The 17,211-nt window shown below is 60.7% G+C and carries 15 protein-coding genes and 1 rRNA gene; 6 read left to right on the top strand and 10 right to left on the bottom strand.

Annotated features, from left to right (window positions below):
* Positions 1-74: 74 nt before the first annotated feature.
* From BVH01_RS05130 to ilvC, 5 genes are all read right to left on the bottom strand, one after another.
* A 16S ribosomal RNA gene (locus BVH01_RS05130) occupies positions 75-1,610 on the bottom strand.
* A 541-nt stretch (positions 1,611-2,151) separates the two neighbouring features.
* Positions 2,152-2,769, bottom strand: coding sequence for a protein-methionine-sulfoxide reductase heme-binding subunit MsrQ (msrQ, locus tag BVH01_RS05135; protein WP_075929313.1), 618 nt, complete (start codon positions 2,767-2,769; stop codon positions 2,152-2,154).
* The gene (gene msrP / locus BVH01_RS05140) at positions 2,769-3,782 is read right to left on the bottom strand and encodes a protein-methionine-sulfoxide reductase catalytic subunit MsrP (RefSeq protein WP_075929314.1); all 1,014 of its coding nucleotides are present in this window, start codon (positions 3,780-3,782) and stop codon (positions 2,769-2,771) included. Before msrP ends, msrQ begins: the two co-directional genes overlap by 1 nt.
* Before the next feature lie 62 nt (positions 3,783-3,844).
* Positions 3,845-4,660 (bottom strand): CDP-diacylglycerol--serine O-phosphatidyltransferase, encoded by an 816-nt coding sequence (gene pssA, locus BVH01_RS05145; RefSeq protein WP_013789975.1) that lies wholly within the window; start codon positions 4,658-4,660, stop codon positions 3,845-3,847.
* Positions 4,661-4,811: 151 nt separating this feature from the next.
* Positions 4,812-5,828 (bottom strand): ketol-acid reductoisomerase, encoded by a 1,017-nt coding sequence (gene ilvC, locus BVH01_RS05150; protein ID WP_013789974.1) that lies wholly within the window; start codon positions 5,826-5,828, stop codon positions 4,812-4,814.
* A 128-nt stretch (positions 5,829-5,956) separates the two neighbouring features.
* Between ilvC and ilvY the strand changes: the two genes are divergently transcribed.
* Positions 5,957-6,835 carry an HTH-type transcriptional activator IlvY gene (gene ilvY / locus BVH01_RS05155; RefSeq protein ID WP_075929315.1) on the top strand — a complete coding sequence of 293 codons (879 nt, stop codon included), beginning with the start codon at positions 5,957-5,959 and terminating at the stop codon, positions 6,833-6,835.
* Positions 6,836-6,893: 58 nt separating this feature from the next.
* Here ilvY and ilvN read toward each other — a convergent pair whose 3' ends face one another.
* Together ilvN and BVH01_RS05165 are read right to left on the bottom strand one after the other, a co-directional pair.
* Positions 6,894-7,385 (bottom strand): acetolactate synthase small subunit, encoded by a 492-nt coding sequence (gene ilvN, locus BVH01_RS05160; protein ID WP_075929316.1) that lies wholly within the window; start codon positions 7,383-7,385, stop codon positions 6,894-6,896.
* A 1-nt stretch (position 7,386) separates the two neighbouring features.
* Positions 7,387-9,117, bottom strand: coding sequence for an acetolactate synthase 3 large subunit (locus tag BVH01_RS05165; protein WP_075929546.1), 1,731 nt, complete (start codon positions 9,115-9,117; stop codon positions 7,387-7,389).
* 474 nt (positions 9,118-9,591) lie between these two features.
* Between BVH01_RS05165 and BVH01_RS05170 the strand changes: the two genes are divergently transcribed.
* Positions 9,592-10,032: a DUF4124 domain-containing protein gene (locus BVH01_RS05170; protein WP_075929317.1), complete on the top strand. Its 441-nt coding sequence runs from the start codon at positions 9,592-9,594 to the stop codon at positions 10,030-10,032.
* 18 nt (positions 10,033-10,050) lie between these two features.
* Here the strand turns inward: BVH01_RS05170 and BVH01_RS05175 are convergent, their stop codons facing one another.
* Genes BVH01_RS05175 through mrcB form a run of 3 tightly spaced genes read right to left on the bottom strand, consistent with a single transcriptional unit; the run spans position 10,051 to position 13,457 of the window.
* Positions 10,051-10,383, bottom strand: a complete 333-nt coding sequence (locus BVH01_RS05175; protein ID WP_075929318.1) for a YqcC family protein — start codon at positions 10,381-10,383, stop codon at positions 10,051-10,053.
* Positions 10,380-11,126 (bottom strand): tetratricopeptide repeat protein, encoded by a 747-nt coding sequence (locus BVH01_RS05180; protein ID WP_075929319.1) that lies wholly within the window; start codon positions 11,124-11,126, stop codon positions 10,380-10,382. Before BVH01_RS05180 ends, BVH01_RS05175 begins: the two co-directional genes overlap by 4 nt.
* A gap of 12 nt (positions 11,127-11,138) precedes the next feature.
* Positions 11,139-13,457, bottom strand: a complete 2,319-nt coding sequence (gene mrcB / locus BVH01_RS05185; protein WP_139315733.1) for a penicillin-binding protein 1B — start codon at positions 13,455-13,457, stop codon at positions 11,139-11,141.
* 117 nt (positions 13,458-13,574) lie between these two features.
* Between mrcB and BVH01_RS05190 the strand changes: the two genes are divergently transcribed.
* From BVH01_RS05190 to BVH01_RS05205, 4 genes are all read left to right on the top strand, one after another.
* Positions 13,575-15,128 carry a bifunctional aminoglycoside phosphotransferase/ATP-binding protein gene (locus BVH01_RS05190; RefSeq protein ID WP_075929321.1) on the top strand — a complete coding sequence of 518 codons (1,554 nt, stop codon included), beginning with the start codon at positions 13,575-13,577 and terminating at the stop codon, positions 15,126-15,128.
* Between the two features lie 67 nt (positions 15,129-15,195).
* Positions 15,196-15,552 carry a pentapeptide repeat-containing protein gene (locus BVH01_RS05195; protein ID WP_075929322.1) on the top strand — a complete coding sequence of 119 codons (357 nt, stop codon included), beginning with the start codon at positions 15,196-15,198 and terminating at the stop codon, positions 15,550-15,552.
* A 102-nt stretch (positions 15,553-15,654) separates the two neighbouring features.
* Positions 15,655-15,927: a TfoX/Sxy family protein gene (locus BVH01_RS05200; protein ID WP_075929323.1), complete on the top strand. Its 273-nt coding sequence runs from the start codon at positions 15,655-15,657 to the stop codon at positions 15,925-15,927.
* 160 nt (positions 15,928-16,087) lie between these two features.
* A complete protein-coding gene (locus BVH01_RS05205) occupies positions 16,088-16,879 on the top strand; it encodes a Crp/Fnr family transcriptional regulator (protein WP_075929324.1) in 792 nt (263 codons plus the stop codon).
* Positions 16,880-17,211: the final 332 nt, after the last annotated feature.

Genomic DNA, 17,211 nt, shown 5'->3' on the forward strand with positions numbered 1-17,211 from the left:
GCGTTACAGCATCGTCTTCTACAATGAATCAAGCAATTCGTGTGGGAGCTTATGAATAAGCTGCGATCTTCGATTAAGGAGGTGATCCAGCCGCAGGTTCCCCTACGGCTACCTTGTTACGACTTCACCCCAGTCATGAATCACACCGTGGTAACCGTCCTCCCGAAGGTTAGACTAGCTACTTCTGGTGCAACCCACTCCCATGGTGTGACGGGCGGTGTGTACAAGGCCCGGGAACGTATTCACCGTGACATTCTGATTCACGATTACTAGCGATTCCGACTTCACGCAGTCGAGTTGCAGACTGCGATCCGGACTACGATCGGTTTTATGGGATTAGCTCCACCTCGCGGCTTGGCAACCCTTTGTACCGACCATTGTAGCACGTGTGTAGCCCTGGCCGTAAGGGCCATGATGACTTGACGTCATCCCCACCTTCCTCCGGTTTGTCACCGGCAGTCTCCTTAGAGTTCCCACCCGAGGTGCTGGTAACTAAGGACAAGGGTTGCGCTCGTTACGGGACTTAACCCAACATCTCACGACACGAGCTGACGACAGCCATGCAGCACCTGTGTCTGAGTTCCCGAAGGCACCAATCCATCTCTGGAAAGATCTCAGCATGTCAAGGCCAGGTAAGGTTCTTCGCGTTGCTTCGAATTAAACCACATGCTCCACCGCTTGTGCGGGCCCCCGTCAATTCATTTGAGTTTTAACCTTGCGGCCGTACTCCCCAGGCGGTCAACTTAATGCGTTAGCTGCGCCACTAAAATCTCAAGGATTCCAACGGCTAGTTGACATCGTTTACGGCGTGGACTACCAGGGTATCTAATCCTGTTTGCTCCCCACGCTTTCGCACCTCAGTGTCAGTATCAGTCCAGGTGGTCGCCTTCGCCACTGGTGTTCCTTCCTATATCTACGCATTTCACCGCTACACAGGAAATTCCACCACCCTCTACCGTACTCTAGCTTGCCAGTTTTGGATGCAGTTCCCAGGTTGAGCCCGGGGCTTTCACATCCAACTTAACAAACCACCTACGCGCGCTTTACGCCCAGTAATTCCGATTAACGCTTGCACCCTCTGTATTACCGCGGCTGCTGGCACAGAGTTAGCCGGTGCTTATTCTGTCGGTAACGTCAAAATTGCAGAGTATTAATCTACAACCCTTCCTCCCAACTTAAAGTGCTTTACAATCCGAAGACCTTCTTCACACACGCGGCATGGCTGGATCAGGCTTTCGCCCATTGTCCAATATTCCCCACTGCTGCCTCCCGTAGGAGTCTGGACCGTGTCTCAGTTCCAGTGTGACTGATCATCCTCTCAGACCAGTTACGGATCGTCGCCTTGGTGAGCCATTACCTCACCAACAAGCTAATCCGACCTAGGCTCATCTATTAGCGCAAGGCCCGAAGGTCCCCTGCTTTCTCCCGTAGGACGTATGCGGTATTAGCGTTCCTTTCGAAACGTTGTCCCCCACTAATAGGCAGATTCCTAGGCATTACTCACCCGTCCGCCGCTGAATCAGGGAGCAAGCTCCCTTCAACCGCTCGACTTGCATGTGTTAGGCCTGCCGCCAGCGTTCAATCTGAGCCATGATCAAACTCTTCAGTTCAATACTGCTTGGGTTTTTAGAAAACCCTAAACCTAGCTCAGCAATCGCAAAAAACTCTCGAATTCACGAGTGTTACTTGTGATGCTGATAATCTTTCGATCAGTCAGTCTTAACTCACAAGCACCCACACGAATTGCTTGATTCAGTTGTTAAAGAACGTTTGGCTGAGGCTTTCGTCTCAACCGAGGCGCGCATCTTACAGCACCCTCATTTGCTGTCAAGCTGTTTTTGAAGAATTTTTTCTTTCTTCTCAACACCTTGCAGCGCCCGACCAGATCATCTTCTCTCCAGCGGGAGGCGCATTCTACAGCGTTACAAACCGCTGTCAACACCCTCTTTTACCGCCTTCGATCAACCTGACCGAACCATCAACAGAACCACTCAAGCCACCCTGTCGATGCCGGCGCATTCTACTCGAATTCGCCGTCCGTGCAACCTTTATTTTCATCTAACTCGTTGATCCACAAGGAGTTTTCAGATCAGGCTGCGCCGGAAGTGGTGCGCATTATAGGCCCCCACGAGATCAGGTCAACCGTTTATTTCATTTTGGCTGAACTTTCTGCGCACGCCCGCCTATACGGGGAATTGCGCGCATCAGAACCGGGATACGCAGCACCAGCAATACCGCGCCAATGACCGCATAGACAGCCCACTCCCGCAAGTCCGCCCTGACGATCCACAACATGTGCAGCAACGCGAGGGGCAGAATGAGGTACACCAGGCGATGCAGTTTCTTCCAGGACTTGCCCAGCCGCCGCTGGCTGTAACGGTTGGATGTTAGGGCGAGGAGCAACAACCCCAACAGCGCGATAGCGCCGACGATGATGTAAGGACGCTTGCGCAGCTCCACACCAAGCTGCGACCAATCCAACCCCAGAATGAATACCGCATACGCCGCCAGGTGCAGAAACCCATAGGCGAAGCACCACAGGCCGAGCTGACGGCGCACCACCATCCATCCTGACCAGCCACTGAGCTTCTGTAGCGGCGTCATGCTCAGGGTTATCAATAGAAGGATGAGCGCCCCCAGCCCGAGTCGCTCGACCAACACCTTGCCGGGATCGGGCCCCAGGGCGAACGACCAGGCTTGATACAGCCAGAACAACGGCCATACGGCGACCAGCACGAAAACGAAGAGACGCCAGAACGGATGCCGCATCAATAGTTCTTCCGCAGATCGAGGTTGCTATAAAGGCTGGCGACTTCATCGGCGTACCCATTAAACATCTGGGTCTCGCGAACATTGGGGCTGAACAGCCCGCTGGGCAGACGGCGCTCGCGCGCCTGACTCCAGCGCGGATGGTCGACGGCCGGGTTCACGTTGGCATAGAAGCCATACTCCTGCGCCGCAATGCTTTGCCAGGTGGTTTGCGGCTGCTCACTGACCAGGCTGATACGCACGATCGACTTGATGCTCTTGAAGCCATACTTCCATGGCACCACCAGCCGCAACGGCGCACCGTTCTGATTGGGCAGCTCGCGGCCGTACATGCCGACGGCCAGGATGGCCAATGGGTGCATGGCCTCATCCAGCCGCAACCCCTCCACATACGGCCAGTCGATCAAGCCGAAACTCGAGCGTTGCCCCGGCATGCTTTCCGGATCCTTCAGGGTTTCGAAACGGATGTACTTCGCCGCCGAGGTCGGTTCTACCTTATTAAGCAGCGCCGCTATGGGAAAGCCGATCCAAGGAATGACCATCGACCAGGCTTCGACGCACCGCAGGCGGTAGATACGCTCTTCCAACTGATAGGGTTTGAGAAAGTCCTCCAGCGCATAACGCCCCGGCTTGCCGACCTCACCGTCGATCACCACCGACCAGGGCTCGGTTTTCAGGCTGCCTGCGTTCGCGGCGGGATCGGACTTGTCGGCGCCGAACTCATAGAAGTTGTTGTAGTGGGTGGCATCCTGAAAAGGCGTGAGCGCTTCGTCCTTGACGGTCACCGCATTCCATTTGGTGGCGGCGATGCGCTCGGCCAGCCAGACCGGTGCCTTGCCTGGGTCGACATCGGCATAGCGCTCGCCAGCCGCAGATTGCGCCCAGGCTGGCAGGCTGCTCATAGCCATCCCAGCGGCGGCGGCGGATATGAAGGTACGGCGAGAGAGGTAGATGGACTCGGGGGTAACATCCGACTCGTTGCATTCGGATGACTGACGCAGCTTGATCAGCATGGTGACTCCGCAGTATCGGGACAGGCCTGCCCAATAGACTACGGAGTCTGCAGGAAATTACATCACTCCACAGGCTTGCGGCGACGCAAACGCAGCAGATACTGGATCGGGCCAGAAGCGGCATAGGCCAGGAAGATCAGCAACAGGATGCGCGGTGGATCGCTGAATACCACGGCGAACACCAGCACCACGGCTAGAATCGCCACGAAGGGCACGCGGCCTTTCAGATCCAGATTCTTGAAGCTGTTGTACTTGATGTTGCTGACCATCAGCATGCCGGCGGCAGCGACGAGGATGGCAACCACGAACGACATGTTCGAGCCCTGGATACCGAAGTCGCTGAACGCCCACACGGTACCGGCCACCACACCAGCAGCGGCCGGGCTGGCCAAACCGATGAAGTAGCGTTTATCGACGCTGCCGATCTGCGTATTGAAGCGCGCCAGACGCAGCGCTGCACCGGCCACATAGATGAAGGCGACCATCCAGCCGACCTTGCCCATGCTCCCCAGCGCCCACTCGAACGCCAACAGCGCCGGTGCGACACCGAAGGCAACCATGTCGGACAGCGAATCGTATTCGGCGCCGAAGGCGCTTTGCGTGTTGGTCAGGCGCGCCACGCGGCCGTCCAGGCCATCCAGTACCATGGCAACGAACACCGTAGCAGCTGCCACGTAGAAGTTACCGTTCATGGCGTTGATGATGGAATAGAAGCCAGCGAACAGGTTCGCGGTCGTGAACAGATTGGGCAGCAGGTAGATACCGCGATGGCGCACCTTGCGCCCCTCGTCGTCATGCCCTTCCTCAATATGCTCGTCGATGGGCAGTAAGCTGTCGTCGTCTCGGGACGACTTGGGCTCTTGCGGACGCTCGCTCATGAACAACACCTTGCATCGGATTTGAATTTTCGACCGAGCCACCGGACAAGCGTTCGCCCTAATCGGCCTGGATACCCAGGCTTTATACCAGAAGCCCGTCCTAGAACGAAAAAACGCGGCCGGGGCCGCGTTCTTCGTGGATCGATTCGACTCAGTTCTTGGCTTTGTCGACGATCTTGTTGGCTGCGATCCAAGGCATCATCGAGCGCAGCTGCTCACCGATCACTTCGATACCGTGGGCGGCGTTGTTACGACGCTTGGCGGTCATCGACGGGTAGCCAGTGGCGCCTTCGCTGATGAACATCTTGGCGTACTCGCCGTCCTGGATGCGCTTGAGCGCATTGCGCATGGCCTGACGGGATTCGGCGTTGATGACTTCCGGGCCGGTCACGTACTCGCCGTACTCGGCGTTGTTGGAGATCGAGTAGTTCATGTTGGCGATACCGCCTTCGTACATGAGGTCGACGATCAGCTTCAGCTCGTGCAGGCACTCGAAGTAGGCCATTTCCGGCGCGTAGCCAGCTTCGACCAGGGTTTCGAAACCAGCCTTGACCAGTTCGACCGTACCGCCGCACAGAACGGCCTGCTCGCCGAACAGGTCGGTTTCGGTCTCGTCCTTGAAGGTGGTTTCGATGATGCCGGTACGGCCGCCACCAACGCCCGAAGCGTAGGACAGCGCGACGTTCTTGGCATTGCCCGAAGCGTCCTGGTAAACGGCGATCAGGTCAGGGATGCCGCCGCCTTTGACGAACTCGGTGCGCACGGTGTGGCCCGGGGCCTTCGGTGCGATCATGATCACATCGAGGTCGGCACGCGGAACGACCTGGTTGTAGTGGATCGAGAAGCCGTGGGAGAACGCCAGGGTGGCGCCTTTCTTGATGTTCGGCTCGATTTCGTTCTTGTACAGGGCGCCCTGGAATTCGTCCGGAGTCAGGATCATCACCAGGTCGGCAGCGGCGACGGCAGAAGCCACGTCAGCGACTTTCAGGCCGTGGGCCTCGGCCTTGGCAACGGTAGCAGAGCCTTTACGCAGACCGACGGTGACGTCGACACCGGAGTCCTTCAGGTTGCACGCCTGGGCGTGGCCCTGGGAGCCGTAACCGATGATGGCAACTTTCTTGCCCTGGATGATCGAGAGGTCACAGTCTTTGTCGTAATAAACTTTCATGTTCTTGGCTCTTGTGTATCGAAAAGGGATGGGGTGCCAGAGCACCGCGACGGAGCCACCTTAAGTGATCCCAACCATTGCGTAAAATGATATATTCGCAATACAGCATGCCGATATATGAAACACAAATGGATACTCACGCACTCAGCCTTTTTCTCGCTCTCGCCGACAACCTGCACTTCGGCAAGACCAGCCGCGAGCAGCACGTGAGCCCCTCCGCGCTCAGCCGCAGTATCAAGCAGCTCGAAGACGACGTCGGCGCGCCATTGTTCGTGCGCGACAACCGCTCGGTGCGCCTGACACGTGAAGGCCAGCAGTTTCGCGAATACGCCAGCGACGTCATGAATGGCTGGCAGGCCATCCGCCAGACCTTCAAGCAGGATCAGTTGATCCTGCATGGCGAGCTGTCGCTGTACTGTTCGGTGACGGCGAGCTACAGCTTTCTCTACGAGATCCTCAGCAGTTTCCGTCAGGATTACCCACGCATCGAAATGAAGTTGCACACCGGCGACCCGGCCAAGGCCGTCGAGCGTGTGCAGCAGGGCCAGGAAGACCTGGCCATCGGTGCACGCCCGGACAGCCTGCCGGCCGGCGTCGAGTTTCAGTCGATCACCCGCTCGGCGCTGCGCTTCATCGGCCCGCAATCCCCGCAACTGCTCAGCGACGAACAACTGAAGAGCCCAGGCGCAGAAAGCTGGCAGGACGTGCCGCTGATTCTCTCCGAGGAAGGCCTGGCGCGAACCCGCACCGATCGCTGGCTGAAGCATCACAACATCAAGCCGCGCATTTATGCCCAGGTCAGCGGCAACGAAGCCATCGTCAGCATGGTCAGCCTGGGCTTCGGCATCGGCGTGGTGCCACAGATCGTGCTGGACAACAGCCCGCTGGCCGCGCGTATCCGCCTCTACGATATCCAGCCACCACTGACCGACTACGACATCGGCCTGTTCGCCCTGCACAAGCGCCTCAAGGACCCGCTGATCGCTGCCTTCTGGAACCGCCAGTAGCGAAATCCAGGCATAAAAAACCCCGCACCAGGCGGGGTTCTTTACTTCAGCCTTGCGATCAGATGCTCAGCACCTTGTCGCCACGGGCGATACCAGTCACACCGCTGCGTACGGTTTCCAGGATCAGCGCAGTGCCGATGGCCTGGATGAAACTGTCCAGCTTGTCGCTGGTACCGGCCAGCTGGATGGTGTACACGCTTGGCGTCACGTCGACTATCTGCCCACGGAAGATGTCGGTGGTGCGCTTGACCTCGGCGCGCTGGGCGCCGGTGGCCTTCACCTTGACCAGCATCAGCTCGCGTTCGATGTGGGGGTTTTCCGACAGATCCACCAGCTTGACCACCTCGATCAGCTTGTTGAGGTTCTTGGTGATCTGCTCGATGGTGTCGTCGTGACCGATGGTGGTCAGCGTCAGACGCGACAGGGTCGGGTCTTCGGTCGGCGCCACGGTCAGGCTCTCGATGTTGTAGTTACGCTGGGAGAACAGGCCGACTACGCGCGACAGAGCTCCCGGTTCGTTTTCCAGCAGCAGGGAAATGATATGACGCATGTCAGGTACGCTCCGTCTTGCTCAGCCACATGTCGCGCATCGCGCCACCACGAATCTGCATCGGGTAGACGTGCTCGCTGGTATCCACGGCGATGTCGAGGAACACCAGGCGATCCTTGATCGCGAACGCCTCTTCCATCTTCGACTTGAGGTCCTTGAGGTCGGTGATGCGCATGCCCACATGACCATAGGACTCGGCCAGCTTGACGAAGTCAGGCAGCGACTCCATGTAGGAGTGCGAGTAACGGCTGCTGTACTGCATGTCCTGCCACTGGCGAACCATGCCCAGCGCGCCATTGTTGAGGTTGATGATCTTCACCGGCAGGTCGTACTGCAGGCAGGTCGACAGCTCCTGAATGTTCATCTGGATGCTGCCCTCGCCCGTCACGCAGGCGACATCGGCATCCGGGAAGTTCAGCTTGACGCCCATGGCCGCCGGGAAGCCGAAGCCCATGGTGCCCAGACCACCGGAGTTGATCCAGCGATTGGGCTTGTTGAAGCGATAGTACTGGGCCGCGAACATCTGGTGCTGGCCCACGTCGGAGCTGACGTATGCCTCGCCCTTGGTGACTTCGCACAGCGTCTCGATCACGGTCTGCGGCTTGATGATCGAACCGTCACCCTCGTTATAGGGGAACAGACGACCACCGCCGCGCCACTCGTCGATCTGCTTCCACCAGGTGGCTTGCGATTCCTTGTCCGGCGCCTGCTCGATTTCCTTGAGGGCGGCGACCATTTCGGTCAGCACGCTGTCCACCGGGCCAACGATCGGGATGTCGGCCTTGACGGTCTTGGAGATCGACGCGGGGTCGATGTCGATATGGATGATCTTCGCGTTCGGGCAGAACTTGGCAGCGGTCTCGCCATTGATGACGCGGTCATCGAAGCGCGCGCCAACGGCCAGGATCACGTCGGCATGGTGCATCGCCAGGTTGGCGGTGTAGCTGCCGTGCATGCCGAGCATACCGACGAACTGACGGTCATCGCCCGGGTAGGCGCCCAGGCCCATCAGGGTGTTGGTGACCGGCACATTGAGGGCGCGAGCCAGCTCGGTCAGTTGCGCCGAAGCGCCACCCAGGATCACGCCACCGCCTGAATAGATGATCGGGCGCTTGGCCGCGACGAGCATTTCCGCCGCCTTGCGGATCTGCCCCGAGTGGCCACGGGCAGCAGGGCTGTATGAACGCAGCTTGACCTTTTTCGGGTAGCTGTATTCGAACTTCTGGGTCGGATCACCCATGTCCTTCGGGATATCGACGACCACCGGGCCCGGGCGACCGGATTCGGCCAGATAGAAAGCCTTCTTGATGACTTCGGGGATTTCTGAAGGATGCTTGATGATGAAGCTGTGCTTCACGATCGGGCGGGAAATGCCGACCATGTCGACTTCCTGGAAGGCGTCGGTGCCGACCACGGTGCTCGCCACCTGGCCGGAGATGATCACCATCGGGATCGAATCCATGTAGGCCGTGGCGATACCGGTCACGGCATTGGTCGCGCCCGGACCGGAGGTCACCAGTACCACACCGGCCTTGCCGGTGGCACGGGCATAGCCGTCCGCCATATGGGTCGCCGCCTGCTCGTGACGAACCAGGATGTGGGTCACTTCCGGCTCTTTGAACAAGGCATCATAGATGTGCAGGAGGGCACCGCCCGGGTACCCGTAGATGTACTTAACGCCTTCGTCACGCAACGAGCGGACGACCATTTCAGCGCCGGATAAAAGCTCCACGTTGTTCACCTCTATTACGCCAGAAAACCGCCCTTTTGCAGGGTCGGCCCGAGTAGGTTTACTGTCAGCAGAGCATGAGCGACTGTGGTCGCCGACTACGTCAGCTACTACTGAGCAAGTATTGGGACTGCCCCAGATGTGTTGCGGGGCTTTCCCACCCAGCGCGAGGTAACGCGTTGCGGGTGTAACGAAAGGTCGGCGCGGGTAGCGCCTCATGTCTACTGAGCTGAAGCCAGCTTGCGGCTGACCCCACTACAGCGAGCAGTCGATTGTTGATATTCGCTGGCGGCAAGTCAAGCGATGCGTGATGGAATACGTAATATCCGGCAACGACGCCAAACGCCCTGGCAGACGCCGCCGATGTGAAACAGACCAGCCTGCGCTCAACGCCGATTGGTTATAGTGGCTACCTGCGTTGCAACTTCACGCTGCCCGCACTTCAATCAGTCGATGGACCATGCATAAGGAACCTCCATGCGCCGCATGATTCTCACCAGCAGTCTGCTGCTCGCCCTGAGTGCGAGCGCTATGGCCGGGCAGATCTACAAATGGGTCGACGCCCAGGGCGTAACCCATTTCGGCGAGCAGCCGCCACAGGGCCAGCAATCCACCACGGTCAATCCTTCGGCCGCGCCGCCACCCTCGACCACCCCCGAAGCGAAACCGGCGCCTACCTTCGATGCCATCGCCGATCCCGAGCAGGCAGCCGCCGATGCCAAGGTGAAGAAGGAAGTGGCCGCCCAGGAAGCCGAGCGCAGGAAATACTGCGAGACCCAGCGCAACAACCTGGCGCAGTTGGAAAACAACCCGCGCGTGCGCGTGGAAGACGGTGGGGAAATGCGCCGCCTGGGTGAGGACGAGCGCCAGAAGCGCATCGCCGACAGCAAGCAGGCAATCAAGGACAACTGCCAGTAAGGCGGATATCTGCGGGCCCTAGCGGCCCGCGGAGATCAGCCGGTCGAAATCACCCAGCGCCTCGAGCAGCGCCGTCGCCTGCTGATTGCCGGCGCCGTAGACCTGCTCGGCCATGGGCAGGATGCCGGACACTGCAGGCAGGTCCGCGCCCGCCTCGATGATTGCCTTCATACGCGGCAGAAAGATCCACTGCAGCCACTGGGAAAAATCCAGCGTATCGATGCAGAACGGCTGCTCGCTAGCCAGTGCCTGCGCACTGGGCGGAGACGCTTCCCACCAGCCCTGCACCCGCAGCGCTCGCTCGACCAGCAGCAGCTGGTCGGCAATCAGGGCTACCGGGGTTGCACTCACAGGTTGACCCGAGCCCGTTCACGGGCCTGAGCAGCGCCTGCCGCGTCGCCCTGCTGCTCGCGGGACTTGGCGATCAGGTCCCACAGGCTGGCCTGCAGGGCCGGGCGCCCATTGGCATAGCTCAAACCACGGCGCGCGAACTGCTCGGCCTGAGCTGCATCACCCTGGGCCAGGCGCACTTCAGCCAGACGATAAAGCACCTGCGGCTCACGCGGGGCGATGCGCTGGGCACGCTCCAGGCTGGAAGCGGCACCATTGAGGTCACCGCCGGTCTGCTGCTGCTGGGCGCTGGTCAGCAGCGCCAGCACCGGGCCATCGAGTTGCTCGTCGGCCGCCAGGCCACCACCGGCATTACCGCTGGGGATCCCGCTAGGGGTCGACGGCTGGGATGGCGCCGAGTTGCCGTAATTGGGCGAACCCAGTGGCTCGCTGCTCAGCGGCGGCTCGTCGAAGGTCAGGCCACCGCTGTTGGCAGGCGCACCGGCCGGTGCCGAGTAGGTCTCGATCGGCGCCGACGAGGACGCGCCGCCGCCTGGCACCATCACCACCACTCCCGAATCCTCGGGCATGGACTGCGCCTGCTGCTGTTGCTGCGGCGCATTGTTGTAACCGCCGCCCGGGCGATCGTCCTGCTCGTAGGCCGAGCTACCGGAATCCACAACCGGGATGGAACCACGCGGAACGCTGGCACAACCACCAAGAACCACCGAGGCGGTCAAAACGGGAATCAACCACTTGCTCACGGCAAACCTCTCTTATTCCAACCAGCCTTTCACCCAGTCCATCACCGAGTCGACGGGGGCCTGAATACCACAACCTGCACCCGGAGCCGGCTCGCTGCCGCGAATATACGGCATCTGTACGGCTCCCGGACAATTCTGCGCCGAGCCCTGCCCGGTCGCTGCATCTACCCAGGCCATCACCACGTTATCGGGCATCGGCATGTCCAGCGGCAGCGGGTCAGCACGGCGCATGAAGCCCGTCCAGGCCTGCAACGCACCGGTCGCACCGGTGAACGGCGTCGGCCCGTTATCGTCACGACCCATCCACACCACGGTCAGCAGATCCTGACTGAACCCGGCGAACCAGCTGTCACGCGAATCATTACTGGTACCGGTCTTGCCTGCCAGGGTCAACGAGCCCGGCAGTTGGTTGTAGACCGAGCGGCCAGTACCCTCACGCATGGTGCGCTGCATGGCGTTCTGCAACAGGTAGATGGCGCCCGCATCGAAACGTTGTTGAATCTGGTACGGATAGCGCTTGAGCGGCTCGCCCTCGGCGGTAAGCACGCTGCGAATACCCCGCAGCGGCGTGTTGAAACCGCCACTGGCAATGGTCTGATACATGCCGGTGACTTCCATCGGCGTCAGCGCACCTGCGCCCAGCAACATGGACGGATAGGCCGGCCACTGACGCGACACGCCCAGGCGCTCGAGTGTTTTGAGCACATTCGGCACGCCCAGTTCCAGGCCGAGCTTGGCGGTGGACAGGTTGTAGGAATGTGCCAGGCCCTGGTACAGGTAGATGCTGCCGTGGGCCTTGCGGTCGTAGTTCTGCGGTTTCCAGACCTGCCCGTCCTGGCCCTTCACCGAGAAGGGCTCGTCCTGCACGCGGGTGGTCAGCGTGTACTGGCTAGGCCGCTCCAGTGCCGTCAGGTAGATGGCCGGCTTGATCAGCGAGCCGATCGGGCGCACCGCATCCAGCGCTCGGTTGAAGCCGGCGAAACGCGGCTGACGACTGCCGATCAGCGCCTGGATCTCGCCGGTTTCCGGATTGGTCACCACCATCCCGGCCTCGACCTCGTCGGAGCCCTTGCGGCCAGCCTGGCGCTTGAAGGTTTCCGCCAGCGCCTCCTCGGCCTTGAGCTGCAGGATCGGGTCGAAGCTGGTGAAGATGCGCAGGCCTTCCTCGGTCAAATCCTCGTCGCGGTAATCCTGGCGCAACTGGCGCTTGACCAGATCCAAGAACGCCGGGAACGAGCCATTGGCCATGCTGCCGCGCTGGGTCACGCCCAGCGGACGCGCCTTGGCGGCGGCGGCCTCTTCAGGCGACACCACGCCCTGCTCGGCCAGCAGATCGAGAATCATGTTGCGGCGGTTCAACGCCCGCTCAGGATTGCGACGCGGATTGTAGTAGGTCGGCCCCTTGACCATACCGACCAGCAGCGCGACCTGGTCGAGCTTGAGTTCGGACAGCGGCTGGCTGAAGAAATACTGGCTGGCCAGACCGAAGCCGTGCACTGCGCGCTGGCCGTCCTGGCCGAGGAACACCTCGTTGAGGTAGGCCTCGAGAATTTCGCGCTTGTCGTAATGCAGCTCCAGCAGCACCGCCATCATCGCTTCGGTGATCTTGCGGGTCAGGCTGCGTTCGTTGGTGAGGTAGAAGTTCTTCACCAACTGCTGGGTCAGGGTACTGCCGCCCTGGCGCAGTTGGCCGGCCGATGCGTTGATCCACACGGCACGGGCGATGCCCTTGGGCGAGACGCCGAAGTGGTCGAAGAAGTCGCGATCCTCGACTGCCACCAGGGTTTCCACCAGATAGGCCGGAACCTGATCGAGCTTGATAAGTACGCGGTCTTCCTGGTGCGCCGGGTACAGGCCGCCGATCAGCATCGGCTCGAGACGCGCCACGGCCAGATCCTTGCCGTCGGCCTTGGTCAGCGAGGCGACGTAGTCACCGGAAAAGCGCACATTGACCTGCTGGGCCTGCTCGGCGCTCTCATAGAACTGGAAACCACGCGAATGCAGGGACACGTTGTTGCCGGAGACGGCTACCGCGCCTGGGCCATTGGCCACGCTCTCGCGGCGATAGCCGAGGGCGTCCATTTCCTTGAGCAGGTCGTCCTTGGCCAGTTTCTGGCCGACGAACAGCTCGAGTGGCCTGGCGTACACCTTGGCCGGGACGGTCCAGCGCTTGCCGGAGAATTTCTCCTGGACGATGGCATCGAGGTAAACCGCAAAACCGGCGAACAGCACCAGGCCGACCAAGCCAAGCTTTACAGCCCAGCCCAGCAAGGGGCGCATGCCACGGGGGCGGCGTTTGGAACGGGAGCGGGAAGATCGGGTACGAGTCATGGCGCGGCATTATACGCACTTTGCGAAGCACCGGCAGCGACCGCCAGCGGTTTGCACTGCGCCAGCGAGCGGCCATAATGCGCGCCTGTTCCCACTTCTGAATGCCAAGGATCGTCCGTGAGCCAAGCCCTGATTACCGCCTTGCAGAACCCGGCCCTTTATCCGCACCCGGTGGACGGTTTCAGTGTCATCGAGACCCATATTTCCTGGGTCATGCTGACCGGCCCTTACGCTTACAAGATCAAGAAGCCGGTCGACTTCGGCTTTCTTAACTTCACCTCGCTGGACGCGCGCAAGCACTTCTGCGAGGAGGAGCTGCGCCTCAACCAGCGCCTTACTGAGGATTTGTATCTGGAGGTGTTGCCGATCAATGGTAGCGTCGAGGCGCCGCAGATCGGCGGCGAGGGTCCGGTGCTGGAGTACGCCCTGAAGATGCGCCAGTTCCCGCAGGAGCAACTGCTGGCCCAGGTGCAGGCCCGCGGTGAGCTCAATGAAGCGCATATCGACGCCTTGGCCAAGCAGATCGCCGACTTCCACCGCGACACCCCCGTGGTCGCGGCCGATCATGCGCTGAGCAACGCCACCGCCATCGTCGCCCCGCTGCGCCAGAACTTCGAGCAGATCCGCCCGATGCTCAGCGACAAGGCCGACCTGCAACAGCTCGATGCCCTGGAAGCCTGGACCGAAACCAGCCTGGAGCGCCTGTGGCCGGACCTGGAAGCACGGGCGCGTGATGGGTTCATCCGCGAGTGCCATGGCGACATCCACCTGGGTAACGCCACCTTGCTGGACGGCCGCGCCACGTTGTTCGACTGCATCGAGTTCAACGAGCCGTTCCGCTTCACCGACATCGCCCTGGATACCGCCTTTCTGGTCATGGATCTGGAAGACCGCGGCCTCAAGTGCCTGGCGCGCCGTCTGTTCAACAGCTGGCTGGAACATACCGGCGATTACGGCTCGCTCAAGCTGTTCAATCTCTACAAGACGCACCGCGCTCTGGTCCGCGCAAAGGTCGCGCTGTTCCGCCTCGGCCAGGAGCAGGATGCCGTGCAGCGTGCGGTGATCCTGCGCCAATACCGCGCCTACGCCAGCCTGGCCGAAAGCTACAGCGCCATCCCCTCGCCGCTGCTGGCGATCACCCGCGGCGTATCGGCGGTTGGCAAGAGCCAGGTCGCGCTGCGCCTGGTCGAGGCCCTGGGTGCGATTCGCATCCGCTCCGACGTCGAGCGCAAACGCCTGCTGGGCGAGCAGACCGCCTGCGAACTGAATGCGGGCATCTACAGCCAGGACGCCAGCGATACCGTCTATCAGCGCTTGAACGCCCTGGCCGAGCTGGCCTTGCAAGCCGGCTACCCGGTGGTGCTCGACGCCACCTTCCTCAAGCGCCCGCAGCGCCAGGCCGCTCAGCGCATCGCCGACGAGACCGGCGTGCCCTTCCTGATCATCGATTGCCACGCGCCGGATTCGGTCCTCGCCAGTTGGCTGCAGCAGCGCCAGCAGGAAGGCAGCGACCCCTCCGATGCGACCCTGGCGGTGATCGAGGCGCAGCGCGCCGGTCAGGATCCGCTGGAAGAAGCCGAGCTGCCCTACAGCAAGCGCGTGGACACCCCGGACAGCGCCAGCCTGGCCGAATTGGTCAGCGCGGTTCGCCAGCGCTTCCCCAGCCTCTGACGGCCGGCCAGCGGCGCGGCAAAGCTCTTCTATACTGGCAGTAAGCCTCCCCCGGACGACTGCCACCATGAGCCAACCGCGTCAGCTGGACACCCCGCTCTACCGACTGCTGCACAACGACGACGTCGCAGGCTTCAACAAGCAGCGGCCGCAAGGCGAAACCATCGACCTGAGCGGTGGTGACTTCCGCGGCCTGGATCTACGTGCCCTGGATGCCGAGGGCATCGACTTCACCGACGCCTATTTCCGGGGCGCGGATCTACGCGGCGTCGACTTTCGCAGCGCACAACTCGAAGGCGCCAGCATCGCCCACGCGCAGATATCGGGCGCCTATTTCCCGGTCGAGCTCAGCGCCGACGAAATCCTCATGTCGATGAATTTCGGTACCCGCCTGCGCTACCGCACCCACCCCAATCACCTGTAGCAGCCTGTAACGCGAGGTCACAACAGCGCGGCCTGGCGACACTACACTGTCTTGACGGTGGCCAAGGGCGTCGCTGCTCGGGTGGCAGCAGGAGGAGATGGCGTGAACGATGAATTGCAGACCCTCAAGAACCTCGGCAAGACTTCGTCGCAATGGCTGCACGCGGTGGGTATCCACAATGCCAGCGACCTGCGCAGGCACGGTGCCGTGGAGGCCTACCGGGCAGTTCGGGCCCGCGGCTTCCGTGCATCCAAGGTGCTGCTCTACTCCATCGAGGGCGCGCTGCTCGACATTCACTGGAGCGAACTTCCGGTGGCGCGCAAGGAGAGCCTGAACCTGCAACTCGAAGCGGCCGTCAACGATGACCGGATCTAGGCCAGAACGCTCGTCTGTCTCCGCGGTGACAGCGTCACCACGGGCCGGAACAGGCGCTGGTTCACAAGCCCCAGCGAGACCGATTTACCTGAAGCGCGGCGAGTATTATCGTTTCAGGGATTTTCGTGCGTTTCCAGCATGAGCAGCCCAAGGAATCACCATGTATCTACTCGGGGAACAACCGGCTTACGCCGACCAATTGATCAGCCGCTTGCAGAGCATCCCCGGGAAACTACTCGACGGGCTCAGCCCCTGTGGCGAGCCGCTGCAGATCGAGCGCAGCGAAAACCTGGCGAGCGATCTGCCCAGCAACCAGCTGTTCATCATCGATAACGGCCTGCTGCATGCGCTGGTCGACGAGCGCCCGCTCTTCTACCTGCAGGAGGGCGACCTGGTCGGGTTGCGCCAGGGCATCGACCTGCCGAGTTGCCGATACACCAGCGATGAGCCGTTGACGCTGATTCCCTACTCGCGCAGCGATGTGTTCAAGCACATCTATGCCAACGAGTCGCGCCAGGAACTGTTCATCCAGTACCTGGTTGGGCATACCGCCCTGCTGTCCGACGCTCTGGCGCGCATCAAGCAACCCGAGATCCGACCAGCGACCGGCTTCAAGCATTTCGCCAAGGGCGATGCGCTGATCAACCAGGGCGATGAAGCCGACCATGTGTTCATCATCATCGATGGCCACGCCGAGGCTTTCGTCGATGGCGTGAAGGTCGGCGACGTGCAGAAAGACGAGATCTTTGGCGCCATGGCGGTATTCACCCACGAAAAGCGCAGTGCCACCGTACTGGCCAGCCAGGCCTGCACCGTGATGGTGATTCCCAAGGATCAGTTCCTCAGCCTGATGGAAAGCAACCCGCGCATCGCCCACAGCCTGGTGGAGAGCATGGCCAGGCGCATCGACCTGCTCAACAAGGAAGTCACCGGCTTGCGCCAACCTGGCTGACCGAAGACCGCTCCCCAGAAACCCGGCCATGCGCCGGGTTTCGCGTTTGGGGCGGGTCGAAAATAGCTACGGCGACGATCGGAAGAAATAATTTCCAACCGACTGTTGACTATGTAATGAGAATTGCTATTATTTGCATCAGCTGATCGCGAGATCGGTCGATAAGCTCAAGAGCCCTTAGGTCGGACTCTTCAGGTTATCTCCTCATCAGGCTAATCACGGTTATTGACCCGGCAAATTGCCGGGTCTTTTTTTGGTTCTTCACGGATTGCCGGGAAAGTCATTCTTGATCTTCATAAAGAAGAATTCGCTGTCCCGGTAGCCGTAAGCCA

Source organism: Pseudomonas sp. PA1(2017), assembly GCF_001945375.1.
Classification (GTDB): Bacteria; Pseudomonadota; Gammaproteobacteria; order Pseudomonadales; family Pseudomonadaceae; genus Aquipseudomonas.

Bases quoted from the DNA above. Each gene is read 5' to 3' on its own strand.
- msrQ (WP_075929313.1), bottom strand. From the start codon at position 2,769: ATGCGGCATCCGTTCTGGCGTCTCTTCGTTTTCGTGCTGGTCGCCGTA.
- mrcB (WP_139315733.1), bottom strand. From the start codon at position 13,457: ATGACTCGTACCCGATCTTCCCGCTCCCGTTCCAAACGCCGCCCCCGT.
- ilvN (WP_075929316.1), bottom strand. From the start codon at position 7,385: ATGCGTCATATCATTTCCCTGCTGCTGGAAAACGAACCGGGAGCTCTG.
- ilvC (WP_013789974.1), bottom strand. From the start codon at position 5,828: ATGAAAGTTTATTACGACAAAGACTGTGACCTCTCGATCATCCAGGGC.
- BVH01_RS05205 (WP_075929324.1), top strand. From the start codon at position 16,088: ATGTATCTACTCGGGGAACAACCGGCTTACGCCGACCAATTGATCAGC.
- ilvY (WP_075929315.1), top strand. From the start codon at position 5,957: ATGGATACTCACGCACTCAGCCTTTTTCTCGCTCTCGCCGACAACCTG.
- msrP (WP_075929314.1), bottom strand. From the start codon at position 3,782: ATGCTGATCAAGCTGCGTCAGTCATCCGAATGCAACGAGTCGGATGTT.
- BVH01_RS05170 (WP_075929317.1), top strand. From the start codon at position 9,592: ATGCGCCGCATGATTCTCACCAGCAGTCTGCTGCTCGCCCTGAGTGCG.
- BVH01_RS05195 (WP_075929322.1), top strand. From the start codon at position 15,196: ATGAGCCAACCGCGTCAGCTGGACACCCCGCTCTACCGACTGCTGCAC.
- pssA (WP_013789975.1), bottom strand. From the start codon at position 4,660: ATGAGCGAGCGTCCGCAAGAGCCCAAGTCGTCCCGAGACGACGACAGC.